This window comes from Legionella jamestowniensis (assembly GCF_001467745.1).
Lineage (GTDB): Bacteria > Pseudomonadota > Gammaproteobacteria > Legionellales > Legionellaceae > Tatlockia > Tatlockia jamestowniensis.
In genome coordinates this window covers 35488-61157 of sequence record NZ_LNYG01000007.1, presented here as the reverse complement: position 1 = coordinate 61157, position 25670 = coordinate 35488, and the positions used below count along the sequence as shown (strand labels likewise).

Below are 25670 nucleotides of genomic sequence, written 5' to 3'. Positions count from 1 at the left end.
CCATACAAAGCAAATATCTTCAAAAAGTAGCAGGGCTAGATCATACCTTTTTTAACAAAGTATGATTTTACCCTGCAAAAAGTTGGAATATATCCGGATTTCTGATAAAACTAGACAAGTATAAAAATAGTTCAAGTTGAAGGATTTTTAATGTTTAGATCGTATGTCTTTTCAGAGACAGTAAATCAAGCCGGCAATCGAGGAAATATAAAGGTGTTTACTTTTCAACCTGAGGAAGCATTTTACTTTTATCCATTCGAAAAGCGGCTACAAATCTTGGAGGAGCGGATTCAGCTAGCTAAAAAAAGTTTGAATGAAAATGCCGGCAAAACTGAAACTGCCTGGCTGGATAAAAAACAGGCAAAACCACGTTTCGCTATGACAAGAACGAAATTTTTTAAAAAAAATTTAAGTCAGGTAGTGCAAGAGAAATGCAAGCCAACATCGATGCCCCAACCTTCAGCAATTTTTGTAGCGCCAGAATATTTATTTAAAGATTTTTCTGAGCTTTGCTATAAACGGTATTACAGTCAACAACAAAAAAAGACTTTTAAGAGGAAATTAACAGAACTATCTCTTGATACGAATATGCTTTTAGTGCCGGGTACGATTTGCTGGTACAAAAAAGCGAAAGTAAATCAGGAAAATTACTATCGTAATACAGCCTATTTTTTCTATCAGGGGCGGATTCAAAAATATATTAAAAAAAATCCACACACAACTTTTGATTTTGACTTTGTTGATGAAGGTTTTTTAAATCCATTGGATTTTCGTCGTCGATACTTTAAAGCCAATGAAAAAGAATCCTCGGTGAAAGATTTTGGTATCAAAATTGGCATTGAAATTTGCTATGACAGTATTCAGGGAGAGCTGTTTAATTTTATTAGAAAGAATAATGTTAAAATTGACATGCAATTAATTATTGCTGACGGTGCAAAAAAGCCGGTTCTAGTTCAGCAAGAGGGACTGTTTTATGTCAAGCTGGAACGAAACAGGGAAGATACAAAAATAGGTACGATCGTAATAAACGAACAGGATAACCAGACTGTAGAGATTAAACCTGCACTGCCACTAGCATGCATTGAAGAAGATTTAATGTGTTTTCAATTTAAATGAACACTCAAGCAATTACTTTTTCTTTTGATTTTTTACCGTACCTAAACCGTGCTTATTAGAAATATTCTTCTGATTCCAACCTATTTTTTCACCTTTTGTCCAGCCATAAGGTGTTTTTCCCAATCCCTTAGGCATACCATGCTGTTGTAATCCCGGTGGCATATTTGCTCCAAAAACTGGTAGATTTTCTTTCATGGCGGGCCGATGTCGCTCGGTCGGATGAGCAGCAAATAAAAGATTTAGATTTACAAAAAAGGCTATAACAAACCCTAAAAAAATACTGCTTAATTCATTTTTCCCCTCCTTGGATTATATTCTCCTATGTGAATAATAGTAAAAATACCTGAATTCGTAAAAATTTGGGGCTATTGCAAATTCCTGAGCATTTAATCTCTCTTAAATCACATGGAATCTCATCGAACATTAAAATTCATGGTATACTTGCATTTACACTTCATTGAATTACCCACGGTATTTTGTTTTTATACCTCCAAAGTCTTCATCTATCACGAGTAGAACAACAAATACTGAACCATCATTCAGAGCAATTATTTATAGGAATCAAACATGAATTTTACATCACTGGGTTTAATAGAGCCCTTGGCTCGTGCCGTTAACGAGTTAGGCTATCTTGAACCCACGCCCATTCAAATCCAAGCTATCCCTGCTATTTTACACGGTAAGGATGTGCTGGCCTCAGCCCAGACAGGAACGGGTAAAACTGCTAGTTTTGTGCTGCCCATCCTACACAAATTAAAAGATAAACCACGTGCTAGAAATAACCGAACACGAGTTTTGATAGTTACTCCAACACGCGAATTAGCGGCTCAAGTTCACGACTGCATTGTGCAATATGGATGTCATTTGACCCTGCGTTCTGCTGTAGTTTTTGGGGGGGTAAAAATTAACCCGCAGATGATGAAATTGCGTGGAGGCGTAGAAATATTAGTAGCAACTCCGGGACGCTTATTGGATTTGCACCAACAGCGAGCCATCCTGCTTGATGATGTAGAGATGCTAGTTTTAGACGAAGCAGATCGTATGTTAGATATGGGATTTATTCATGACATAAAGCGGATTATGACGTTATTGCCTGCAAATCGGCAAACCCTCATGTTCTCTGCGACTTTCTCTGAAGAAATTAGAACCCTTGTTAAGGGCATATTAAAGCAACCCTTAGAAATTGACGTCACCCCACGCAATACTACTGCGGTTGCCGTAAAACAGACGGTTCATCCAGTGGATAAAAGCCGCAAATCTGCTTTACTAAGCCATTTAATCCATAAAAATAAATTGGGACAAACACTGGTGTTTTCTCGAACCAAACACGGTGCAAACAAGTTAGTAAAGCAATTAGCCCAAGACAATATTCATGCCGCAGCCATCCATGGTAATAAATCACAGTCGCAGCGCACCAAAGCTTTGGCTGAATTTAAATCTGGCGATCTACATATTTTAGTTGCAACAGACATTGCAGCCCGGGGGATTGATATTGACCAACTTCCCTGTGTAATCAATTTTGATCTTCCCCAGGTTGCAGAAGATTATGTGCATCGTATTGGCAGAACGGGTCGAGCGGGTGCCTCAGGGCAGGCAATTTCTTTAGTAAGTGCAGATGAGGCGGGACAATTAAATGCCATTGAACGATTGATTAAACGTAAATTAGATAGAGTCGAAATTGAAGATTTTGAGCCCAATCATCATGTCCCCCAGGGCACATCACCTGCTCAAACTAAAAAAATCTTTCCTCAAAGGAAGAAAGCAGCTGTCAGTTCAAAAAATACTCAGAAGCAGCGATTTGGTAGGCGCAGTTAAAATAACATAATAGCGCGCTGGGTGGTTAAGCTGAGGGGATATCCTATCTTGTGGCATTTTATTATAACAAAATGATTGACTCGGCTAAGTTATTAAAAGATAGGTATTTTTTTGGCTCTTATCTGCTAGGTGGTTTTCTATTTGTCGATCGCAGTGAATCCAGTCATGGTACGCATTTGGGGTCACTAAATCCAGGTTTCGAAATTGAAATCGTATTAGTGTATTTGCTGGAACGACGGTAACGGGGATGCTCGTGCAGTAGATATTAATACTCTAAAATAATATTATCCCATTAATTGCGGAAGACAACCGCTTTTTCCTCCTCCCGTTTGATAGAAGAAATGCATGAGAGCAATAATTTTTACATAAAAAACCCTTCATCGAATGATGAAGGGTTGGGGCACTATGTATTATCGAACAAGCACGTATCGACCGTTGTGAATGCGATAGGCATGACCATCGTGATAAACTACGCCTCTTTTGCGATAGACAACTACATCACGATCGGTAGCAACACGGCCTACCCAATTACCAACACCAGTGCCGACAGTTTTTACAACTCTCGTACCGGTTGCACCTACATAGCCTACGCCAGTGCCTACATAGTCTACCCCGGTGCCTACAACAGCTGTTCCTGTGCGGGTTACACCGCCAAGACCGCAACTGGTTAAACCAAACGTGAAAGCACTAAGAACCAGCGTTATTAAAATATGTTTTTTCATTATTGTTCCCTCCGAAAAATTATTGATTTCCTTTTTTCAATACTACAGTAGAACAATATAGTACAAAAAATACAAATTATTGCTTTTTTGTTGAAATAAATATCATAAATTGTGCTGTATTCAGACAGAAATCCTTCAAGCGAGTCATGTCGCTTTCAGGATGACGAAGATGTACTACACTAATAAGGAAGCTACTGACAGGGAATATCATGAATGATTTATTAAATCTATTGGCTATTATTATTGTCTTTGGGGTAGCCATGTGGCTGATCAATGTCTTGATACCAATGCCTTATGCTATCAAGACGCTGCTAAATTTGGTGGTTTTAATTATTTTAATCATCTATGTGCTGCAATTTTTTGGCATAATTCATACTGTATTGCCACCCATCAGGCTTTTCCGATGAAGCAGCGTGATTAAATCTTCATCCTTTTATAAATAAAAAAGGGCAAATGCCTAATAATAGTCATGATAAAGCGCCAAAAAAAAGGATGGTAAATTTGGCGTCTTCCCGCTTTCAAAGCGCGCCAACAGGCTTTGGCACATGCTTTTGGGGAAGAGGCATAAAAAACTCCAGGGCTTCCATAGGTTTGTACAGTGTCAATAAAGCCTAACCTCGCAACGGTTACACGCAAATTTTTGGTAGATTGTTGCAAGCCCTCAAGGTAGATTTCAACAGCTGCTTTCGTGCCTCCATAGGCACTATTCTTGCCCCTGCCCCTACAAGCTGCCACAGAACTTAAAAACAGCACGCGATAGCTGGATTGTGAGCGTTGCAAATAAGCATGGATTAATTGAAACGTGCTTAACATATTTGTATGAACCATATCTTCAATCGTTGTTAGATTAAGTTCATGATTTTGTAGCATCGCACTGTGAGCAATCAATAAATCAAATTCAAAATGGGATTTGCGTTGTAATAATTCTAACAAATTGCTTATATCTTTAGCAAAATCAGTAAACAACAAATCACACTGAACCTTATGTCGTATACGAATATTGGCAGCTACAATCTCGAGTTGTTTCAAATTACGACCAACCAGGAGCAAATTTTGCTTTTCTCGCGCTACTAACTGTGCAAATTCTTCAGCAATAATGGATGTGGCCCCTAAAATAACCCAGGTTCTTGTTATCATGAAGTAATACCTAAACGCCTGCTTAAGTCAGAGCACATAGGACTTTTGTAATGAGTAAGGACGTCAATAAATTCCTCATAATGAGGGTACTGGCGGCGAAATTGTTCGGAGGTCAAGAACAAATCTTTTGCCAAATAGCTTTTCCCACCAATCTCTGTAACGTATTCATTCATTGTTCGCATGGCTGCATGTGCCTGAGAATTATTGATAAAATCAATAGCCAGAGTAAACCCTGGTTGAGTAAATGATAACAGTCCAGGGCCTTCTTGTGTAAAATATTTAAGAACAGCCAGAGTCGGTGTTGCCTTGGTAGTATTAATGATAGTAAGCAAGTGGTCGATAGTATTGTGGGCTGATTCAGTGTCAAAAACAGCCTGAAACTGTAATAACCCATTTTTACCATACAAATGATTCCAGTTGCGAATCGCATCGAGGGGATTATTAAAATAATAAAGTGGTAAAATTCGTTTTTTGGTTGGAGAATAGCTGAAATAAAACCGATTGAATAATTTCATATTCCAGTGATTAATCAAACGAAAGGGTATTTTAGGAATGATTAAATGATGACGGGATTTTGCTTTCGTCTCTTTTGTATGCTTTGCAAGGGATAGCAGGGCGCAACGCTCTTGATTCAGCAAATCAAGCCAGGCAACCTGGTAATCATATTGAACGCCATAAGACTGCATGCGTTTTAGTAATGGAGCCAATTCATTATATTTTTCGGTTTCGCATACCACAAAAGGGTTAGTCTTGCGCATCTTTATTGCAACACGCTTGATAATCCCTGTTAAACCTAAACCACCTATCGTTGCATAGAAGAGATCGCTGTTTTTGTGTGGGCTACAAATAAAAGTGTCATTCCCTAACTGTAATTCTACCCAAGCCAGGTGCTGTCCAAAACTGCCGGCAGAATGATTATTTTTGCCGTGTACATCATTGGCAATACCACCAGCAAGAGTTGCTCTCAGCGTACCAGGAATAACTGGAGGAATATAATGCTGGCTTATGGAAAATAAATCCGCAAATCTTACCCCTCCCTGGGCAATTAAAATACCTGATGATTCATCAAAGGAAATAAGATGATTTAGACGCGTTGTATCAACAATAATCCCCTCATGGTTTACGCAGCAATCACCGTAACTTGAACCTTGGCCACGGGCTAACAAACCGGAGGAATGAGTGAATACCTCAGCCACCTGTGCTTCATTGTCAGGTCGTAAACAAAGCGCGTTTGTCCTGACTGAGTTACTGAAATTTGAGAGTTTTTTTGTTCGACCGAGCATCGATTACTTCCTTCTTTAATCTTAAGTGTGGCATGTTTCTTTCACAAACGAAATATTCTTACTTTAATAATAAACTATTGACTTCAAGCACGGCTTGTTTGACAGTAAGTACATCTATTTGAAAAATTTAAATATTTTGGCATATCATTTGCTTATGCATGCGTTGAATAATAGTATAGTTCAAGCAGTAATCTAAAACGCTTACAGGAACGTTATGGCGGAAAAAGAAGTTTTATCCCAGGAAGAAATTGATGCATTATTGAATACTGTTGAGAAGGACTCCACCTCTCAAGATGATAAGGATATTGCGGGCTCGGCTGAGCGTGTATCGATGGACTCAGGTGAAGAACATGTTGAAGTACTCAATTTTTCAAGTCAGGAAAGGGTAGTACGAGGGGAGCTTCCGGTACTTGATAAAATTCACGACAGAGCAGCCCGTTTTTTCGCTAATGATATCTATCAGCTCATGGCCAAAGATTTGCAGATTAAGCAAGAAGCCTTAGGAATAGTTAAGCACCGCGAATTTATGAGCAGTCTCCCTAACCCCACACTCATGACTATTCGTCGTTTTAAACCGCTAAGAGGAAAAGCTCTAATTTTATTCGATAATGTTTTCGTTTACGATTTGGTTGATTACTATTTTGGTGGAAGCACCCAATTTTTATCACAGAAAACCCGTACTGATTTTACCGCCACTGAACTTCGAGTCATGGAAATTATTATTGAAAAATTGGTGCGTAATATAGAACAGGCATGGGCACCTATCATTAAGCTGGAAGCAATAAAAGTAGGGGATGAAACAAACCCCCAACTTGTGCATATTGGTGAACCCAATGAATTACTGTTAGTTAGCCGGTTTAATCTGGATTTTGGTAAAGAATCAGGCTCTTTTTCTTTTGTTATTCCCTATTCTATGGTGGAACCTATTAAACAGCAGCTGGAGTTAGGTGCTGCACGTCCGGATGATGAAATTGATCCAAATTGGGTGATGTCTTTAAAAGAAGAATTGATGGATGTTGAACTTACTGTAAGTTCAGTGATGGCACAAACCAATAGCACACTGGGAAAAGTTATGGAATGGCAAGTGGGTGATTTTATCCCTATGGAAAGAAATGAAGAAGTCACTTTAGATATTGAAGGTACTCCAGGGTTTACTGCGACAATGGGTAGTGCCAATGATAAAAGAGCGGTTAAGATTATTAAAAAAATAAGCTACTAGGGGGTTTAATGACTAATCAAGCGGAGCCAGCACCAACAAATAATGAAGCGGTAGCACCTGCCAATACCGCGCAGGATGCTGATGTAGAAAAAATGGAATTAATTTTGGATATTCCTGTAGCAATAACGGTGGAGATTGGACGCACGAAAATGACAATTCGCAATCTGTTGCAATTGAATCAGGGTGGAATTATTGCATTGGATCGTCTAGCGAGTGAACCTTTGGATGTTTTGGTGAATGGGACATTGGTAGCCCATGGAGAAGTAGTGGTAGTCAATGATAAGTTTGGCATACGATTAACAGATATAGTCAGTAAAACAGAAAGGATTAAACGTTTACGATGAGAAGATGGTTGTGGGTTTTCTTTCCGGTTACAGCATGGGCAAACAATGCCAGCAAGGCATCTTCAATTAGTAACAGCGAACTTCTACGGGTAATGTCCGGATTATTACTCGTAGTGGGTGTCATTGTTTTTTTGTCATGGTTGTTACGTCGTCTTAATAATGCTGGATTAGGTAATTCAAATGGATTTAAAGTGATTGCAAGTATGAGTTTAGGGACTAGAGAAAAAATAATGTTAATTAATACTGGAAACCGTTTTTTACTGTTAGGGGTTACATCAGGAAGTATCAATACGCTTCATGATTTTGGGGAAGAATTACCCGTGGGCTTTTTATCAGATACTAAAACGTCATTTAGTGAGTTTCTTAAAACAGCTCTCGGAAAATCATAAGAAATGAAAAAAATTATATTAATTGCATTAATTTTAATTGGTATTCCCTGGTTTGCTGATGCTGCAACAGTCTCTTTACCCGCAGTAACAGTCTCTGGTGCTCCGAATGGCGGTCAAACTTACAGTGTCAATTTGCAAATTCTCATTTTTATGACCTTACTGAGTGTTTTGCCTGGCTTGCTTATGGCCGTGACTGCATTCACCCGGATTATTATTGTCTTATCGATTCTGCGACAAGCTATCGGTATGGCACAAACCCCAACCAATCAAATTTTAATTGGTATAGCTCTTTTTTTAACATTTTTCGTGATGTCACCTATCTTTACTCAAATTAATCAACAAGCATTACAACCTTACCTGGCAGATCAAATTGAATTCTCGCAAGCCCTACAAAATGCTCAAGAACCTTTGCGTAATTTTATGCTCAATCAAACGCGGAAAAATGATCTATTGCTGTTTGAAAAATTTAGTAACAACACCCCTAGCAATCTTAACGAGGTACCCATTAGTGTTCTCATCCCTGCTTTTGTAACCAGTGAATTAAAAACAGCGTTTCAAATTGGTTTTATTTTATTTTTGCCTTTCTTGATTATTGATTTGGTGGTTGCCAGTGTGCTTATGGCGATGGGAATGATGATGTTATCGCCTTTAATCATTTCCTTACCCTTTAAGATTATGTTATTTGTGATGGTTGATGGGTGGACGCTGGTATTAGGCTCATTGGCGTCAAGTTTCGCTACCTAGGGAGAGGGCAATGACACCGGAAACAGTTTTATCAGTATTCAGCGAGGGCGTCTATGTCATGATTCTTATGTTGATTGTGCTGATTATTCCAGGGTTAATTGTCGGTTTGCTGGTAGCCATGTTTCAAGCCGCAACCCAAATTAACGAAATGAGTTTAAGTTTCATACCCAAATTATTTGTTACGTTTTTGGTCATGGTGATAGCGGGTCCGTGGTTATTGAAAACCATTATCAATTATACCGATTCATTAATTAGCAACATTCCTTATTTAATAGGGTAATCGATGAATATTAATTACCCTGAAATGATTAACCTGTTCAGTAAAGTAGTCTGGCCGTTGCCACGTATTAGCAGTTTATTTTTAACCATGCCATTAATTTCCTCAGTCATGGTTCCTGCGCGTATTCGGATTATTTTTTCTATGGTACTGGCTTTTTTGTGTGCACCTGCCATTGCAGATAATCTATCCCTTCTTCATTTCGATGGACGCTATATTGGATTTATAGGTTATGAAATATTGATTGGAATCTTAATGGGTTTTATTTTGCAATTGGTTTTTCAAGTGTTTATCCTGGGTGGACAAATTATTGCCATGCAAGCAGGACTTGGATTTGCTGTAATGGTGGATCCGGCCAGTAAAGCAAGTGTCCCACTGGTAAGTCAATTTTATTTAATGATGATCAGTTTGCTTTTTCTAAGTTTAAACGGCCATCTGGCTGTATTGAATGCCTTGCTTAGTAGTTTCAGGGAGATGCCTATAGGCCAGGTAGACATTAGTTTGTCAGTATTAGGGAGCATTTTGACATTTTCGGGGTGGATGTTTAAAGAAGCAGTGTTAGTCGCTCTTCCAGCTATCTTGGCCTTGCTTATCGTTAATCTAGCTTTTGGTGTTATGACGCGTATAGCACCGCAACTTAATATTTTTTCGATGGGATTCCCATTAACTCTGTTAATGGGAATGGTGATTATCCACATTAGCTTGCCTGGTGTTTCTTCGCAAATAGCAGATAGTATTGAACAGGGAATGCGTCTTATTATAGGACTTTTACACTAATGGCTGATGAAGAACAATCACAGGAAAAAACCGAACAACCCTCGCCCAAGCGACTTAAAGAGGCCAGAGAAAAAGGGCAGGTTGCTCGCTCAAAAGATTTTAATGCAACCTTGATACTGCTCTCTTCCGGAAGTGGCATTTTTCTCTTTGGCAGTTACATTGCAGAGCAGCTCATGCAAATGATGCGTCAAGCTTTTGACTTCAATAATCAGATTTTAAAAACACCTCTTGTTTTGTTAGGACAACTCTATTTAATAATTCGAGAGGGATTCTGGGCTATCTTACCTTTGCTGCTTTTGATTTTAGTATTGTCAGCGTGTGCGCCCTTGTTAATGGGAGGCTGGGTTTTTAGTGCGGAGGTTTTACAACCAAAATTATCTCGTTTGAACCCACTCAAAGGGTTTAAGCGTATGTTTTCTTTAAAAGGTGCGGTTGAAATGGCCAAAGCACTGGTGAAATTTTTATTGGTTGTCACTGTAGCTATTGTCGTTTTACGATGGAAAATCACATTTTTGTTGAGTCTTGCTGATTTTTCATTAAGTAACGCCATTTCCAGCGGTTTAACAACGGTAGCTCAATGTTTTTTGTTAATTAGTGCCAGTCTAATTTTAATTGCGGCAGTAGATGTGCCATTCCAATGGCACGAACACAATAAACAATTAAAAATGACCAAACAAGAATTAAAAGACGAATACAAAGAAACTGAAGGGAAGCCAGAAGTTAAAAGCCATATTCGTAAAATGCAACAAGAAATGGCGCGGAAAAGAATGATGAGCGAGGTGCCAAAAGCAGATGTGGTTTTAACAAACCCAACTCATTATGCAGTGGCTTTAAACTATAAGCAGCAAGGCAAAAAAGCTCCCGTTGTGGTTGCTAAAGGAAAGGATTTAATTGCTTTGCAAATTAACCGGGTTGCTCAAGCTAATAATGTTCCCTCTCTCGCTGTTCCTGCTCTAACAAGGGCAATTTATTTTTCGACAGAACTCAATGCCGAAATTCCAAGAGGGCTTTATGTCGCTGTGGCACAGGTACTGGCATACATTTTCCAACTAAAAGACAAAAAATATTATGATAAGAATCCTGAATTTTTACAAAATTTACCGATACCCGATGAGTTTAACAGGACTAAAAAATCTAAAACCATAAGTTAATACAGGCTAATTAAAGGGACTGGGATTTTTCGTAAATCCTGTTAAAACGAAGACATAGGAGTGCGCATCATGAATGCGGTATTACAAGTCATGCGTCAATGGATTCAGCAAGGTTTGGGCACACCTTTAATGCTCATCATCATGCTGAGTATGATGATTTTGCCTTTACCAGCGTTTTGCCTGGACATTCTTTTTACGTTTAACATTGCTTTGTCTTTGATTGTATTACTGGCGGTTATCTATAGTGACAGGCCGTTGGATTTTGCTGTTTTCCCTACCGTGATTTTAATTGCAACCTTGTTACGGTTAGCCTTAAACGTTGCTTCTACTCGCGTAGTATTACTTCATGGACACACGGGTACCGATGCTGCAGGCCAGGTAATTCAGTCCTTCGGTGAAGTGGTTATTGGGGGAAATTATACGGTAGGTTTGGTTGTTTTTATTATCCTTGTCGTTATCAACTTTGTTGTTGTTACGAAAGGTGCTGGACGTGTGTCGGAGGTGAGCGCCCGGTTTACCCTTGATTCATTACCCGGCAAGCAGATGGCCATTGATGCTGATTTGAATGCAGGATTAATTACGCAAGAGCAAGCCATTAATCGGCGCGCCGAGGTAGCACAAGAGGCTGATTTCTACGGTTCCATGGATGGTGCCAGCAAGTTCGTACGTGGGGATGCTATTGCCGGTATTTTAATCTTATTGATTAATATTATTGGTGGCCTGGTGATAGGGGTAGTTCAGCATGGAATGAGTTTTGCAGACGCGCTACACAATTATATCCTCTTAACCATTGGTGATGGACTAGTAGCCCAGGTACCTTCCCTGGTTTTGTCCACGGCTGCGGCAATTATGGTAACCCGCGTTTCGAGTTCACAAGACATGAGCAATGCCGTCGTCAATCAAGTATTTGGCAATCCACGTTCTCTTATTATTGCAGCCACGATTATTGGTATTATTGGTATTATTCCTGGGATGCCACACATCGCTTTTTTAATTCTCGCGGCAGGGTTAGGCGGTATGGCTTATATGCTGAATAAGCAACAGAAACAGAAAATGAAAGCTGAAAAAACTGCCGAATCTACAGCGAGTGCAGCAAACGAGCCAGTAGGGGGTGAACTTTCCTGGGATGACGTCAATCCAGTGGATGTCATTGGATTAGAAGTGGGCTACAGGCTTATTCCTTTGGTAGACAGTACTCAAGGCGGCGTATTGTTGTCACGTATTAAAGGGGTACGCAAAAAAATATCCCAGGAATTAGGGTTTCTTATTCCTACCGTCCATATTCGCGATAATTTGGATTTAAAACCTAACCACTATCGAATTAGTCTTGCAGGTGTTGTTATGGGAGAGGCGGCAATTTTTAATGACAAATGGTTGGCAATTAATCCAGGACAGGTTTTTGGTGAGCTTGATGGGCAGGCAACCAAAGACCCTGCATTTGGTTTAGATGCTGTCTGGATTAATGAAAATCAAAAAGAGCATGCACATACGTTTGGTTATACAGTAGTGGATGCTTCTACAGTCGTGGCAACCCATTTAAGTCAAATACTTGAAGAAAACAGTTATCAACTTTTAGGTTATGAAGAAACCCAACAACTATTGGATAAACTAGCAAGCTCCTCACCAAAATTAGTGAAAGAACTTGTGCCAGAGGCACTTTCACTGGGAGCGGTCAGCAAAGTACTTCAAGGTTTATTAGTAGAACACATTCCACTAACGGATATTAGAACCATTGTTGAAACGCTAGCAGAAGCGTCTGTCAAATCAAAAGATACGGATTATTTAATTAGCCAGGTACGTGTTGCCTTGTCTCGATTAATTACACAAAAAATTAGCGGCTTGAATCAAGAGTTACCTATCATTACCTTAAAACCGGAGTTGGAACAATTATTGCAAAATACAATTCAAAGTAGTGGTGGACAGGGAGTAAGTTTTGAACCAGGAATGGCGGATAAAATTCAGCAATCGTTGGTTCAGTTAGCAGCACAGCAACAGGCCAAACAGGAGTTGGCTGTTTTAGTAGTACAACCTGGTATTCGATCTGTTCTGGCACGTTTTGTGCGTAACATTTCAAGTAACTTACATGTTTTATCGTATCAGGAAATTCCTGATAATAAACAAATACGGATTATTGGTACTGTTGGCTAATAAGATGGGAGACCTATGAAATTAAAACGCTTTGTCGCACCAGATACACGAAGTGCGATGCAACAAATCAAAGCGACTTTTGGCCCGGATGCGGTAATTTTATCAAGTAGCCGCGTTGATAATGGGGTGGAGATTGTAGCTGCAGTCGACTTTGACGAAACCGTATTAACAGCCAATGCAGCAATTGCCAGTGCTGAGCCAGCCAGGCAAATCAGCGATAAGCCATCCCAGCCTTTGTCCCCGTTAGATGATATGCGTCAAGAAATTCAGACATTGCGAGGGATGCTGGAAGTCCAGATGCGTGGACATACCGGTTATGGCAAACAACCGCTACATGCCTTGTTAACCCAAAAATTAATCGACTTGAGCGTAAGTGCAGTTACTGCTTCAAGCTTGGTCAATCGAGTTAATCCCAAGCTCAATCAACAACAAGCATGGCAACAAATCTTAAGTCATTTTTCTGACATTTTGCCAATACGTAACTTTCAGCGGGTAGAGGAAGGGGGGATTTACGCGTTTGTGGGCCCTACCGGGGTTGGTAAGACAACAACATTGGCAAAAATTGCTGCACGATTTGCTTTGCGTTTTGGTGCAGAGAAACTCGGTTTGGTGACGATGGATACTTATCGGGTCGCAGCCCAGGAACAATTAGTGCTTTACGGTAAAATTTTGGGTGTCCCAGTTTGTGTTGCCCAGGATGAGGTATCACTCGGTCGTGTTATTAGGCAACTTAATGATAAGAAGTTAATTCTTATTGATACAGCGGGGATGAATCCTGCAGATACCCGTGTTTCTATACAAATGGATTTATTAAATTCACGATTGCATTCAATTTCTACGGTTTTAGTATTACCTGCCACTAGTCACTATCACGTATTGCTCAATGCAATCAAACTTTATCAGATAGAACGCCTCGAGCAATGCATTATTACCAAACTGGATGAAGCTATGACGTTGGGTGGTGTGTTGAGTGCAATAGCAGAAACAGGTTTGGAACTTAGTTATTTAACGCATGGGCAACGAGTGCCTGAAGATATTAAAATAGCAACGAGCCATCAATTGATTGAACAATTTTCCGAACAAGAAAAATTGCTTCATGACAGTGAAGGTAGTCCTCTGGAGATGGCAAGGGGGGGGTATGTCGAAGACTAGTAATATCACTGATCAAGCCTCAGGACTTCGCAATCTATCTCGCTCAAAACCCGTGAAAGTGATTGCAGTAGCTGCTGGAAAAGGGGGGGTAGGGAAAAGCAATATTTCTGTCAATTTAGCGGTAGCTTTGGGACAAAAAAATAGGAAAGTCCTGCTTCTTGATGCTGATTTAGGCCTGGCTAATGTCGATATTATGCTAGGCTTGCATACAAAATATAATCTTTCTCATGTTGTCCAAGGGCTTTGTCACTTAAGCGATATTATGCTGCAAGGGCCTCAAGGTATACGGGTGATACCCGCTTCCTCAGGAACTGATTATATGACTCAACTCAGTGCTACCGAACACGCCGGTATTATTGATGCATTTAATGAAATTACGGATGATGTCGATTACATGATTATCGATACTGCTGCTGGAATTTCAGATACAGTCTTAAGTTTTGCCCGCTCTGCGCAAGAACTCATTGTCATTGTTTGTGATGAACCGACCTCACTCACCGATGCCTATGCCTTCATCAAGGTTATGACCAAACGCTATGAGTGGAGTCATTTTCATGTTTTAGCCAACATGGTGCGCAGTAGTAAAGAAGGACGCGAATTATTTAACAAACTGGATCGTGTCGCCGAGCATTTTTTGAATATACGACTGGATTATATAGGTGCAATTCCATTTGACGAGCGCGTCCACCAAGCCGTTAAAAAACAAAAACCTGTATTATTAGCTTACCCTGACTCGCAAGCGGCGAAAGCAGTTTTACAATTAGCTGAAAGAGTGGAGGGTTGGCCACATAAACATGCTTTAGGAGGGAATACCAGCTTTTTTCTTGAACGTCTAGTTACAGGTGAACACTAGGGGAGTTTAAAGCTTGTCTTACCGGAGATTTAATTCAACACATTAAATCTTTTGGACAAAAAGACTAAGGAGAAATCGTGGATGCTTTGGCTGCGTACGGCAAAGTAAATCAACAGACACAGGAAATGTTGGTAAAAACTCATGCATTAATGGTGAAGCGGATAGCGCATCATTTATTGGGGCGTTTACCCCATTCTGTCCAACTGGATGATTTAGTACAAGCGGGCATGCTTGGTTTATTAGAAGCAGTAAGGCATTATGATTCAACAAAGGGTGCTTCCTTTGAGACTTATGCAGGTATTCGCATTCGTGGGCATATGTTAGATGAGGTTCGACGCAATGATTGGGTGCCACGATCAGTGTATCGTAATGCCCGCATGATCTCTGAAGCGGTTAGAAGTGTAGAAAATCGATTGGGTCGGGATGCAAAAGATCATGAAGTGGCAAAAGAGCTAAAGATAAGCCTTGATGAATATTATCAACTGTTAAAGGATTCTGCAGGTAGCCAACTTTATGGGTTTGATGATTTAGGCGTTACCGATGATATTTTAAAAATAGATAGCGATAATGCATCTACTGAACCCCACATTAAAGTATTACAGGAAGATATGATTAATCAGCTTTCACAAATTATAGGGAGCTTGCCTGAAAAAGAACGCTTGGTGCTATCGTTGTATTACGAGCAGGATCTGAATTTAAAAGAAATTGGTGAAGTACTCGGTGTCAGTGAGTCTCGTGTTTCACAGATTCATAGCCAGGCAACGCTTCGCATTAAATCACGCTTACCGGAGTGATATCATTATGGATGGATTGACATTACTTGGGTTAATTACTGCTTTTGCTTCAATCATTGTCGGACAAATGTTTGAAGGTGGGGAAATTCATTCCCTTCTTAACTTTCCGGCCTTGTTTATCGTTCTTGGAGGGACGATTGGCGCAGTGATGATACAAACGCCATTTCGTACGTTTATAAGGGCTTTCAAAGTTTTACCCTGGATTTTGAAGCCCCCTGAATTACCCTTTGAAAGAAGTCGCGATCAGCTAATTGATTTATCGCGCAGAGCCCGACAATTTGGTTTACTTTCTTTAGAGGAGCATATCGAGCGCGAGAAAAGTCAGCTCATGCGCCAAGGGTTGGAATTATTAGTCGTCGGCGTAGATAAACAAACCATAAGGCAAGTACTGGAAGCAGAAGTGATACGCTCTGAAGATCGGGATATGCGTGCGGCACATGTCTTTGAAAGCATGGGCGGGTATAGTCCGACTATTGGTATTTTAGGCGCCGTGTTAGGCTTGATACAGGTTATGCGAAATCTAGCTGATCCCAATGAACTCGGTGTAGGAATTGCAGTTGCTTTCGTAGCTACTATTTATGGTGTAGGGTTTGCAAATTTAATGTTTTTGCCCATAGCCAATAAAATAAAAAGCTGCATTGCCAATCAAATGCAACATGATGAAATGATTGTGGAAGGCTTAGTCTCAATGGCAAGTGGTGAAAGCCCTAATATGCTAAACTTGAAATTAAATAACTACGGACAACACCATCAGCATGCAAGGAAGAAAAAAGAAAGCGGACAGCCATGAAGATGCCCACCGGTGGGTGGTATCTTATGCAGATTTCATTACATTACTTTTTGCGTTTTTCGTAGTAATGTATGCGATCTCTTCGGTGAACGTTTCAAAATATAAATCTTTGGCGCAAGGCATGCACTCTGCTTTTGCAAAAAAAGGGGATAAAAAACCCCTGGATGAGCCGCCTAAGTTAAAAGACCCCAATAGTCCTGAGGCGACCTCAAATCCTAAAGATCCGTTTGGTGAACTTGTGAAATCTCTAGCCGAGCTTCAAGATTCGGATTATCAAATGAATCCACAGGATGGATGGATTGAACTTGACATTAAAGCAGGGGCTTTATTTGAAAGCGGCAGTGCTGAATTAAGACCGATTGCGTTTGTGAAATTAATGCAAATAGCAGACGTTATTAAAAAGCTTCCTTATCCTATTGCTTTGGAAGGTTATACCGATAACGTTCCAATTTATACCAGTCAATATCCATCAAACTGGGAGTTATCAGCCGCTCGGGCTGCGTCAGTGGCTCGTATGTTAACAATGTTTGGCGTGGGGCAAAGTCGCATTACTGTAACAGGTTTTGGCGAGCAATATCCCATCGCCGATAATACCACCGAAGAGGGACGTTCTAAAAACAGACGAGTAAATATGATTATTGCCAAGGATAAAACTGTTCCTCGCTTGTTAAACCCAGCCATTATTATGAAAGCCCCCAAACTTGTAGCGGATGAAGAGGAAGAGGACTTAACGATCAATAAGAAAACCAAAACAAATAATACTGAACCTGTAAATAAGGAAGCATTATGATTATTGCTGCAAGTATCACTGTAATTTTGAGTTTATTTTTTATGAGAGCCACTTTCCGTTTCAAGAAAGTGACGAAAAGAGTGAATGAACAACTCAAGGCACTATCGCAAGAATTAAAGCAACTTCAGCGTAGCCATACAGTTTTAGTGAATGCGGATTTAAGCTTTGCCAAACAAATTGCAGAAATTAACCGTTTATTTGTTAGCATGGATAACCAACTGCAAGCCTTGGAAAATAAGCGCGACAATGATGGGGGTTATCAACATGCATTGCGTATTTTAGAAATGGGTGGTGATAAAGAAGAAATCATTACCAGTTGCCACCTATCGAATGCGGAAGCGGAATTATTAATGAATTTACATGCTTATCGCACCGTTATAAAAACGAATCCTCATATGAGTAATGGTTAACTAAACCATCCCTCAATAAATACAGAAGGAGAAAAATTATGGCCGTTTTTCTTAACCATACCATTGTAGCTGCACATGATAACCAAGCCTCAGCCGATTTTTTAGCCGAAATCTTAAATCTCCCTACCCCTAAACATTGGGGACCTTTTGTCATGGTACAAACGAGTAATGACGTCAGCCTCGATTATAAAAAAATGACTGGAACCATTCACCCACAACATTATGCATTTTTAGTCAGCGAGGCTGAATTTGATGAGAGCTTTAAACGAATTAAAGATAAAAATCTTAGCTATTGGGCTGACCCAGAGCAATCAAAGCTTGGGGAGATTAACCACTGGGACGGGGGAAGGGGAGTCTATTTTGAAGACCCGGATGGGCATTTAATGGAAATTATTACCCGACCTTACGGGGATAGAAAAAATAGAGAGAAGTCATAACTACTTAAAAGATCCAGCGGAAATGATTGATGAAAGGAATCAATCCAAGGATTCCCGCATGTCGGCACTAAGAACTCTTTCGTTAGTTTTTGATGTTTGACCCAAGGGATAGGCGTGTTTCCAACGACGACATAAAAAATATTATCCTATAGAGAGGGTCACTTTTATGATAAGTAGATAATTTAATTTTCACTTAATAATTTTATGATAAAGTTGTCTTTTTTAAAGACTAAAATGGTGAAAAATTGTTCGATTTTATTCATCTTATCAAAACCAAAAATTTTTCTGCAATAATAAAACCACTTCACAAACCAAACAACATTCAAGATGATTCTCCCTTTGAATTAAAAGATCTAGAAGTAAAAATTCTTCGATATAATCAAGAAATTGCCTCATTAAATGAAAAACTTTCCCCTCCAGCGCTTTCAAAAACTGCAGCCATTGTAGAAATCTTTCAAACTTTTCAGAGGCAACAACAATACCTTCTTGAAATTTTTAAGACTTCCGCAACACTTGCACTTCTCTATAAAAACCAGAATGGAATACATAAAGAATTAGTTAATTTAAAATTGGCAGCAGGGCAACAATTAAAAATTAATCGTCATTTTAAACGCTGGGCGGCTAGCGTTGTGCCAGAGCAAAGTCTTTATTCTATACCTCATGTGATTTCAAGAAATGTTTCGGAATCCTGGCCTTCTAAAGCGAAAGGTTATGTAGAAGCGGCTGACGATGATAATACCTCCGAAAAAGATAAAGGATTTGTTCTTCGCGGTGAAGGTGTGCCACTACCGCCGCGTTTACAACGAGAAGCACTCGATCCAAAACATCGCGCATGGGGTACCATGTACCCTGCAATTCGACATGCTCTAAAACCTGTCCATGATGCTTGGGTGAATGGGGACAAAGAAGAAGATTTAACCGTTGAAGTGGCTTTTGATGAAGCGCTGCAACAAAAAGAAAAACTGTTTGACCCAGCCATGATCAAAGAGCATTGGGAAGAACTTGCAGCGGATGATGCACGTTGGTTTAACAGTTTTAATTACTATTTAGACGCAACGGAGGCTTTGGATTATTTAGTTACAACCAATGAGCAAAAGCAACTGTGTTGGTCAGACAATAAACCGGTAGACACTCAAAAGAAAGAATATATTTTTGTGATGGATCTGGAGGGTAATTTATTCATCAGTCCGGAGGGTGCTTATCGCGAGGGAAAACGCATTGGACACTCCTCATTTACGCAGGGTAACCCTGTCGCATCTGCAGGAAGCCTTGTCATAGAAAATGGCGAAGTTACCCTAATTACTAACTTAAGTGGCCATTATCAACCGGGTGGTCATAGTTTGTATCGCGTCGTAGCTGAATTAAACAAGCGAGGGGTTTTAGGAGAGAATTGCAAAATAAAAGTTAATCGTGATGATGACTTTCCTTATGTAAAGTATGGAAGAAGTGTCGCTGAGTTTAAAGAGCAATATGAGAAAAACATTGGGAAGGCCCATGTCCCTGAACTTAACCTCTCCGAAAAACCCAATCCTCAACGATTGCTCAATAGTTTAACAAAAATTAATCGCTACTTATCAAAACGTGCTGGAGAAACCTCTTCATTTTTAAAGTTTTTCGGTAGTTATACTGGAGCTGACTATTATGGAAGGAGAAATAGTTTTAGAGATTTACTAGATAGAATGAGAAGCCGTGAAAGCATTGATACGATTATTCAATGCATTGAGGAGCATCTGCCCTACTTCAGTAACGGTCGTCGACATGATTATGCTGATTCTCTAAAAGAATTGAAAGCAGCTTTGATTGAATATAAGAAATTCGATTCTTCAGTTTTTGAGGTGGGTTTAATACAGGAAACACTAACCTCCTACCAATCCTTGTATGACTCCATGGATAAATATACCAGCGCTGCTTTCAAATTTTATCGTTCAGGCAGCTCAAAGCATGATGAGTCACTTGCTGCGATGGAAAATGAAAAAATAGGCTATAAATTTTTGAGGAAAGAAGTAAGATCGGGAGTAAAAAATGAATTTGCAAAAGATGATCTTTTAGTCGAACAGGAATACAATAACGTCGCTAATTTTAATTAAACAATAGTTAATGAAAAAGGTTAACTACTTAACTATCTGAGGCCATAAATGGACCAATTGCTTCATACTTTAGAAATCGATAGTCTAAATACTCTGACCACTGATGCCAAATATAAGTCACTTCTTTCGCTGGAAGCAGGAAAGGTGATTTATTTGCCTCATTATCCTTTTCATCTGAATACCTTGGAGCAAGATCAGCTTTTGTCAGATAATTTTTTGGATGGTAAACATAAGAATTTGAGCTTTGACTATCAAAAGAGACGTTTAGGGGGTATAGATTCCAATCCTCACCATGCAACGGTAGCTCTTTTACAACCATTTATGACGCGTTACGCTGAATTTGCCAAGAATTTGGTAACTACGCTATTACCTGAATATGAGAAAGCAATCCTTTGGGGACGAACCAGCTATCGTCCTGCTGAGATTAAAGGACGCGTCAGTTCAAGACGAAAAGATGACAAACGTTTACATGTCGATTCGTTCCCTTCAAGTCCTGTCTATGGGAAGCGAATCTTGCGTGTTTTTACGAATGTAAACCCTTATGGTGAGCCACGTGTTTGGCATTTGGGAGAGCCTTTCGCCCAGGTATTGGCACGTTTCTCCTCCAGCATTCCTCCTTATAACCGCATGATAGCCAAACTACTACACGTGATTAGGGCTACTAAAACCGTACGTTCAGCTTATGATCATTATCAATTAAATTTGCATAACAGCATGAAATTGGATGATGGTTATCAACAGAAAGTGAAGAAGCAACGTGTTGAATTTCCGGCACAAAGCACTTGGATAGTGTTTACTGATCAAGTTTCCCATGCTGCCTTAAGCGGCCAATTTCTATTGGAACAAACCTTTTATTTGCCAGTAGACAGTATGGTAAATCCAGAATTATCCCCTCTAAGGCATTGGGAAAAAGAAAAAAATATCAATGTTAAAGAAGTGGCTTATTGACGGAAAACACCTCAACTTACTACATTATTAAAAAATATTTTGTAGGCTGCATTTTGATTATGCAGATAATAATTTCATGCAAGCTGACGGGATTAAGTTGACTCCACATGGTATGATTTTGCCTTGAAACATCTCAATGCTCCTATGGTCAGAAATTAGCTTTAGTTGTACAATAATGCCCTTGTTTTAAAACCTGAAGGATACTCATGCTAGAAGTAAATCAAATCACTCTGACTTTGGCTGATTTGGATAAGCGAATTACAGCGCTTAGGGGGTACCTTTGACTTTGATAATAAACGTGAACGCCTGGAAGAGGTCACGCGCGAATTAGAATCTTCAGAAGTTTGGAATAATCCTGAACATGCACAAGCGTTAGGTCGAGAGCGATCACAACTTGAAGCTGTCGTTCATCAGTTAGAGCAATTGAGTAAATCCCTTGTCGATTTGACTGAACTTTTTGAGTTAGCTCGCACCGAAGATGATGAGACGATGATTCAGGAAGTTGCTGGTGAAACGGCTGTTGTAGAACAGCGTGTTTCTGAGCTTGAGTTTCGCCGCATGTTTTCAGGCGAAATGGACAGTGCCAATGCCTATTTAGATATTCAGGCTGGCTCCGGTGGAACAGAAGCGCAGGATTGGGCAGAAATGTTGCTTCGCATGTATTTACGCTGGGGGGAGCACCACGGCTTCGGTACTGAATTGATAGAGTGTTCCGCAGGGGAAGTTGCCGGGATTAAAAGTGCCACTATCTATTTTACCGGTGAACATGCTTACGGGTGGTTGCGGACTGAGACGGGGGTGCATCGACTAGTCAGAAAATCACCGTTTGACTCTGGAAATCGCCGTCATACCTCCTTTGCGGCTGTTTTTATCTCTCCTGAAATTGATGATGATATTGAAATTGAAATTAACCCGGCGGATTTACGCATCGATACTTATCGAGCGTCAGGTGCAGGAGGACAGCACGTAAACCGAACTGATTCTGCTGTCCGTATTACGCACGTACCCAGTGGTATTGTCGTTCAATGTCAAACAGACAGGAGCCAGCACAAAAACAAAGATCAGGCAATGAAGCAGTTACGTGCTAAGCTCTATGAGATGGAAATGCAGAAAAAGAATGCTGCGCAGCAAGTGCTGGAGGCATCGAAATCTGATATTGGATGGGGGTCGCAAATTCGCTCCTATGTCCTTGATCAATCTCGAATAAAGGATTTACGAACAGGCGTAGAAACAAGTAACACGCAAGCAGTTTTAGACGGGGATCTCGATCAATTTATTGAAGCCAGTTTAAAGGCGGGAGTAGGGGAACAATGACAGAAGAACATTTAGACGAAAGTGAAGTTTATCAAATTCGTAAACAAAAACTGGCTGATTTGCGTGAGAGTGGATTTAATTTCCCCAATAAATTTCGCCGCCATGATGTAGCACTCGATTTGCTTAATAAGTACGCCCATCTTGAAAAAGAACAGTTGGCTGAACAACTCATTAAAGTGGTGGTAGCTGGACGTATTGTCTTGCGTCGTATTATGGGTAAAGCAAGTTTTTTTCATATCCAAGATGTTTCAGGTCGCATTCAAGTTTATATCCGCCAGAATGATTTGCCTGAACTTTATGAACAGTTTAAACATTGGGATTTAGGAGACATCGTCGGAGTTAGCGGTGAGTTATTTAAAACCAACACTGGCGAATTGACGGTTAATGCACAGCATATAGAGTTATTAACAAAGTCATTACGGCCTTTGCCGGATAAATTCCATGGACTGGCTGATCAGGAGTTACGTTACCGTAAACGCTATGTGGATTTAATAGCGAATGAAGAAAGTCGGCATACTTTTTTGATACGTTCCAAACTCATTACGGCCTTTCGTCAGTTTATGGACAGCCATCAGTTCCTTGAGGTTGAAACACCTATGATGCATCCGATTCCTGGGGGTGCTATAGCACGCCCATTTATCACGCATCACAATACACTGGACATGCAGATGTTTCTTCGCATTGCACCTGAGCTTTATTTAAAGCGTTTGGTTGTAGGAGGGTTTGAGCGTGTTTACGAAATTAACCGGAATTTTCGTAACGAAGGCATCTCTACACGGCATAATCCAGAATTTACTATGGTTGAATTCTATCAAGCCTATGCAGATTATAGTGATTTAATGGATTTTACCGAGAAATTGCTACGCTATTTGTGTGATACGGTATTAGAAAAGCAGCAGATTGAATACCAGGGACAGTTAATCGATTTTTCCAAGCCCTTTGAAAGAATGACAGTTAAAGAGGCCATTTTACACTATCATAAAGAATTAGCGCATGGTCAGCTGGATTCTGTTGAGGGTTGTCGCGCTTTACTTGAGCAATTAGGCATCATTTATAAGCCTACGGATGGCATAGGGAAGTTGCAAATGTTGGTGTTTGAAGAAACTGTTGAACATTTGCTCATTCAACCCACATTTATTACTGCTTATCCCACAGAAGTATCCCCTTTGGCAAGACGTAATGATATGAATTCTGAGGTGACTGATCGTTTTGAATTTTTTATTGCAGGGCGTGAAATTGCCAATGGTTTCTCGGAGCTTAATGATGCGCAGGATCAAGCCGAACGGTTTCAAAAACAGGTAGAAGAAAAGGATGCTGGGGATTTGGAAGCCATGCATTTCGATAGTGATTACATCGAAGCATTGGAATATGGTATGCCTCCTACTGCAGGGGAGGGGATAGGTATTGATCGCCTAGTCATGTTATTTACTAATTCCCCTTCTATTCGCGATGTCATTCTATTCCCACATTTGCGACAAAATTGATGTTTTAAAGCAGCTTTTAAGCTGCTTTTTTTTAACTTATAGCCATTGTTTCCTTGCTCCTTATCTATAATAACTTTATACAAGGGAGAAAAATAATGGACACCGATAATCGATTAGAGGAGATTGAAAAACTCCTGCGTAGCATAGAATACAAGATGGATGAACTCATGTCACAGCTTGATAATATTGAAAACTTATTAGATGAGCGTTTTGATGAGCTGTTAAATCGTTCCCAAGGAAGAAAAAATACCTAGTGAGTTTATCTATCAAGGCAAATTATCTTAATAAGTCTTATAAATAACGGCGAATAGCAAACATAGAAAACCAGTCTTTTCTAAATGTCCTGAACCATGATTTTCCCTAGTTCGCCAAATCGAGCTTAGATATCGGATATTACTTATCTGTCGATACAGGCGGGTTGGATATATCTGGCAGTGGTTTACTATATTACTTAACCCTCTTAGTCCTCACTGTCTGATGTTGACAGTTCAGGCAGCATCTCACGATGCTTGCCTGTAATTTCACGCTGGCTCCATTATAGATACTTTACATTTCCCGTTACCAGGAGCGAATGGGCAGCACGGCACCTACTAATGCACAGCAGATTATCCTGCCTCTAAAATAGCTTTCTCCACAGCGGGTGTCGTTCAAGGGGTAAAAGCCCGAACACACCTAAGCCGAATAGTGATACTCTTGCCGCCGCTGCCCTGGAGGCCATCGTTGAAGTCCTGGAGCCAGGCGGCAGTATTAGCGTCACCCAAAACCTCGGTAGAACTCCAGTAGTTCTCATTAGTAACCCGCCTAATGACTCGCAAACAAGGTTGTGTATAAGTTGGGGTTAGTATTGCCACATCCAGCATCATCACCTAAACCTATAAATCGTCCCAATTCGCAAATAGCCGGCATGTACCAGTCAGTAAAGCCGTCGTCAGATAAATCCTCGAATTGCTGCACGGGAGGCTGCTGTGTCAGACGAATGCGTAAAATATTCTCCCAATACCCTGTTGACATAATAACGGACCTCCAATGACATTTCCTTGCAACGCTGAGCCATTCACATTAACTGTCAATGTGCAACTTCCTTTAGCGGGAAGTCGGCAGGGTGCAGTTTGACTAATCCCCGCAATTCTTTTCATGGAGAGAATCTTTGGTTTGGAGGATTGATTATATATGGTATAGATAATCTGGTCGCTACGTCCTTTGGCAACAGTAATGGAGGTTGACGTTTGGGGGTCGAAGAGCCATAAGGGTTTAGCTGCTTGTACGTTTAACAGCATTAAACTGCAGAAAAGGGCTGTGATAGCAGTACTAAATCTATGCATGATCCGTCCTTAAGCTACATAAGTTAGGTTAAACAAAACCCCATGGGTATAAAGATGATTGAGCGCTAATCCTGAATTCATGGTCTGCCCAAAGGCGCGTCCCAGTTTACTTTTACCCCAATCAGCAAACTCATAACCCACTCCTATCTGCCAGTGGTCATTGAGCA

Annotated in this window: 30 protein-coding genes; 24 read left to right on the top strand and 6 right to left on the bottom strand. The window is 40.2% G+C overall.

Annotated features, from left to right (window positions below):
• Window positions 1–150: 150 nt before the first annotated feature.
• Window positions 151–1116, top strand: a complete 966-nt coding sequence (locus tag Ljam_RS01925; RefSeq protein ID WP_058448453.1) for a carbon-nitrogen hydrolase family protein — start codon at window positions 151–153, stop codon at window positions 1114–1116.
• Between the two features lie 12 nt (window positions 1117–1128).
• Here Ljam_RS01925 and Ljam_RS15070 read toward each other — a convergent pair whose 3' ends face one another.
• Window positions 1129–1311, bottom strand: coding sequence for a hypothetical protein (locus Ljam_RS15070; RefSeq protein WP_131762268.1), 183 nt, complete (start codon window positions 1309–1311; stop codon window positions 1129–1131).
• Between the two features lie 372 nt (window positions 1312–1683).
• Here Ljam_RS15070 and Ljam_RS01920 point away from each other — a divergent pair, with 372 nt between their 5' ends.
• Together Ljam_RS01920 and Ljam_RS15065 are read left to right on the top strand one after the other, a co-directional pair.
• On the top strand, window positions 1684–2931 hold the full coding sequence (locus tag Ljam_RS01920; RefSeq protein ID WP_058448452.1) for a DEAD/DEAH box helicase: 1248 nt from the start codon (window positions 1684–1686) through the stop codon (window positions 2929–2931).
• 50 nt (window positions 2932–2981) lie between these two features.
• Window positions 2982–3173, top strand: coding sequence for a hypothetical protein (locus tag Ljam_RS15065; RefSeq protein ID WP_131762266.1), 192 nt, complete (start codon window positions 2982–2984; stop codon window positions 3171–3173).
• A gap of 168 nt (window positions 3174–3341) precedes the next feature.
• On the opposite strand, the gene Ljam_RS01915 is transcribed toward Ljam_RS15065, so the two are convergent.
• Complete coding sequence (locus Ljam_RS01915; protein WP_058448451.1) at window positions 3342–3653, bottom strand: hypothetical protein; 312 nt, start codon at window positions 3651–3653, stop codon at window positions 3342–3344.
• 209 nt (window positions 3654–3862) lie between these two features.
• Between Ljam_RS01915 and Ljam_RS14845 the strand changes: the two genes are divergently transcribed.
• Window positions 3863–4060, top strand: coding sequence for a Thivi_2564 family membrane protein (locus Ljam_RS14845; RefSeq protein WP_065620570.1), 198 nt, complete (start codon window positions 3863–3865; stop codon window positions 4058–4060).
• Window positions 4061–4070: 10 nt separating this feature from the next.
• Here the strand turns inward: Ljam_RS14845 and Ljam_RS01910 are convergent, their stop codons facing one another.
• Together Ljam_RS01910 and Ljam_RS01905 are read right to left on the bottom strand one after the other, a co-directional pair.
• Complete coding sequence (locus Ljam_RS01910) at window positions 4071–4790, bottom strand: SDR family NAD(P)-dependent oxidoreductase (RefSeq protein WP_058448450.1); 720 nt, start codon at window positions 4788–4790, stop codon at window positions 4071–4073.
• The gene (locus Ljam_RS01905; protein ID WP_058448449.1) at window positions 4787–6073 is read right to left on the bottom strand and encodes an FAD-binding oxidoreductase; all 1287 of its coding nucleotides are present in this window, start codon (window positions 6071–6073) and stop codon (window positions 4787–4789) included. Before Ljam_RS01905 ends, Ljam_RS01910 begins: the two co-directional genes overlap by 4 nt.
• Window positions 6074–6287: 214 nt before the next feature.
• Here Ljam_RS01905 and fliM point away from each other — a divergent pair, with 214 nt between their 5' ends.
• The 20 genes from fliM to Ljam_RS15055 all read left to right on the top strand — a co-directional run bounded on the left by fliM (window position 6288) and on the right by Ljam_RS15055 (window position 24435).
• Complete coding sequence (fliM, locus tag Ljam_RS01900) at window positions 6288–7292, top strand: flagellar motor switch protein FliM (protein WP_058448448.1); 1005 nt, start codon at window positions 6288–6290, stop codon at window positions 7290–7292.
• 8 nt (window positions 7293–7300) lie between these two features.
• The gene (gene fliN / locus Ljam_RS01895; RefSeq protein ID WP_058448447.1) at window positions 7301–7636 is read left to right on the top strand and encodes a flagellar motor switch protein FliN; all 336 of its coding nucleotides are present in this window, start codon (window positions 7301–7303) and stop codon (window positions 7634–7636) included.
• Window positions 7633–8025 carry a flagellar biosynthetic protein FliO gene (fliO, locus tag Ljam_RS15060; RefSeq protein ID WP_058448446.1) on the top strand — a complete coding sequence of 131 codons (393 nt, stop codon included), beginning with the start codon at window positions 7633–7635 and terminating at the stop codon, window positions 8023–8025. The genes fliN and fliO overlap by 4 nt, the downstream gene beginning before the upstream one ends.
• A 3-nt stretch (window positions 8026–8028) precedes the next feature.
• Window positions 8029–8769: a flagellar type III secretion system pore protein FliP gene (fliP, locus tag Ljam_RS01885; RefSeq protein WP_058448445.1), complete on the top strand. Its 741-nt coding sequence runs from the start codon at window positions 8029–8031 to the stop codon at window positions 8767–8769.
• 10 nt (window positions 8770–8779) lie between these two features.
• Entirely contained in the window at window positions 8780–9049 is a 270-nt protein-coding gene (gene fliQ, locus Ljam_RS01880; protein WP_058448444.1) for a flagellar biosynthesis protein FliQ, read from the top strand.
• Between the two features lie 3 nt (window positions 9050–9052).
• The gene (gene fliR, locus Ljam_RS01875) at window positions 9053–9823 is read left to right on the top strand and encodes a flagellar biosynthetic protein FliR (RefSeq protein WP_058448443.1); all 771 of its coding nucleotides are present in this window, start codon (window positions 9053–9055) and stop codon (window positions 9821–9823) included.
• On the top strand, window positions 9823–10974 hold the full coding sequence (gene flhB, locus Ljam_RS01870) for a flagellar biosynthesis protein FlhB (protein ID WP_058448442.1): 1152 nt from the start codon (window positions 9823–9825) through the stop codon (window positions 10972–10974). Before fliR ends, flhB begins: the two co-directional genes overlap by 1 nt.
• A gap of 69 nt (window positions 10975–11043) precedes the next feature.
• Window positions 11044–13122, top strand: coding sequence for a flagellar biosynthesis protein FlhA (gene flhA, locus Ljam_RS01865; RefSeq protein WP_058448441.1), 2079 nt, complete (start codon window positions 11044–11046; stop codon window positions 13120–13122).
• Between the two features lie 15 nt (window positions 13123–13137).
• A complete protein-coding gene (gene flhF, locus Ljam_RS01860) occupies window positions 13138–14274 on the top strand; it encodes a flagellar biosynthesis GTPase FlhF (RefSeq protein ID WP_058448440.1) in 1137 nt (378 codons plus the stop codon).
• Window positions 14261–15127: a MinD/ParA family protein gene (locus tag Ljam_RS01855; RefSeq protein WP_058448439.1), complete on the top strand. Its 867-nt coding sequence runs from the start codon at window positions 14261–14263 to the stop codon at window positions 15125–15127. The genes flhF and Ljam_RS01855 overlap by 14 nt, the downstream gene beginning before the upstream one ends.
• Before the next feature lie 77 nt (window positions 15128–15204).
• Window positions 15205–15921, top strand: coding sequence for an RNA polymerase sigma factor FliA (locus tag Ljam_RS01850; RefSeq protein WP_058448438.1), 717 nt, complete (start codon window positions 15205–15207; stop codon window positions 15919–15921).
• Between the two features lie 7 nt (window positions 15922–15928).
• Window positions 15929–16711 carry a flagellar motor protein gene (locus tag Ljam_RS01845; RefSeq protein WP_058448437.1) on the top strand — a complete coding sequence of 261 codons (783 nt, stop codon included), beginning with the start codon at window positions 15929–15931 and terminating at the stop codon, window positions 16709–16711.
• Entirely contained in the window at window positions 16677–17501 is an 825-nt protein-coding gene (locus Ljam_RS01840) for an OmpA family protein (protein ID WP_065235502.1), read from the top strand. The genes Ljam_RS01845 and Ljam_RS01840 overlap by 35 nt, the downstream gene beginning before the upstream one ends.
• A complete protein-coding gene (locus tag Ljam_RS01835) occupies window positions 17498–17911 on the top strand; it encodes a DUF2802 domain-containing protein (protein WP_058448436.1) in 414 nt (137 codons plus the stop codon). Before Ljam_RS01840 ends, Ljam_RS01835 begins: the two co-directional genes overlap by 4 nt.
• A gap of 38 nt (window positions 17912–17949) precedes the next feature.
• On the top strand, window positions 17950–18348 hold the full coding sequence (locus Ljam_RS01830; protein WP_058448435.1) for a VOC family protein: 399 nt from the start codon (window positions 17950–17952) through the stop codon (window positions 18346–18348).
• A gap of 245 nt (window positions 18349–18593) precedes the next feature.
• The gene (locus tag Ljam_RS01825) at window positions 18594–20435 is read left to right on the top strand and encodes a hypothetical protein (RefSeq protein ID WP_058448434.1); all 1842 of its coding nucleotides are present in this window, start codon (window positions 18594–18596) and stop codon (window positions 20433–20435) included.
• Between the two features lie 48 nt (window positions 20436–20483).
• Window positions 20484–21383 carry a Kdo hydroxylase KdoO gene (locus Ljam_RS01820; protein ID WP_058448433.1) on the top strand — a complete coding sequence of 300 codons (900 nt, stop codon included), beginning with the start codon at window positions 20484–20486 and terminating at the stop codon, window positions 21381–21383.
• 206 nt (window positions 21384–21589) lie between these two features.
• Window positions 21590–22697, top strand: a protein-coding gene (prfB, locus tag Ljam_RS01815) for a peptide chain release factor 2 (RefSeq protein ID WP_131762264.1) whose coding sequence is annotated in 2 segments (ribosomal slippage) — window positions 21590–21664 and window positions 21666–22697 — 1107 coding nt in all. Because the reading frame shifts where the segments join, the coding sequence is not laid out codon by codon here.
• On the top strand, window positions 22694–24181 hold the full coding sequence (lysS, locus tag Ljam_RS01810; protein WP_058448431.1) for a lysine--tRNA ligase: 1488 nt from the start codon (window positions 22694–22696) through the stop codon (window positions 24179–24181). Before prfB ends, lysS begins: the two co-directional genes overlap by 4 nt.
• A gap of 95 nt (window positions 24182–24276) precedes the next feature.
• On the top strand, window positions 24277–24435 hold the full coding sequence (locus Ljam_RS15055; protein ID WP_156411904.1) for a hypothetical protein: 159 nt from the start codon (window positions 24277–24279) through the stop codon (window positions 24433–24435).
• A 547-nt stretch (window positions 24436–24982) separates the two neighbouring features.
• On the opposite strand, the gene Ljam_RS15050 is transcribed toward Ljam_RS15055, so the two are convergent.
• Together Ljam_RS15050 and Ljam_RS01800 are read right to left on the bottom strand one after the other, a co-directional pair.
• Window positions 24983–25135: a hypothetical protein gene (locus Ljam_RS15050; protein WP_156411903.1), complete on the bottom strand. Its 153-nt coding sequence runs from the start codon at window positions 25133–25135 to the stop codon at window positions 24983–24985.
• 14 nt (window positions 25136–25149) lie between these two features.
• Window positions 25150–25503 (bottom strand): hypothetical protein, encoded by a 354-nt coding sequence (locus Ljam_RS01800; RefSeq protein WP_058448429.1) that lies wholly within the window; start codon window positions 25501–25503, stop codon window positions 25150–25152.
• Between the last annotated feature and the right edge of the window lie 167 nt (window positions 25504–25670).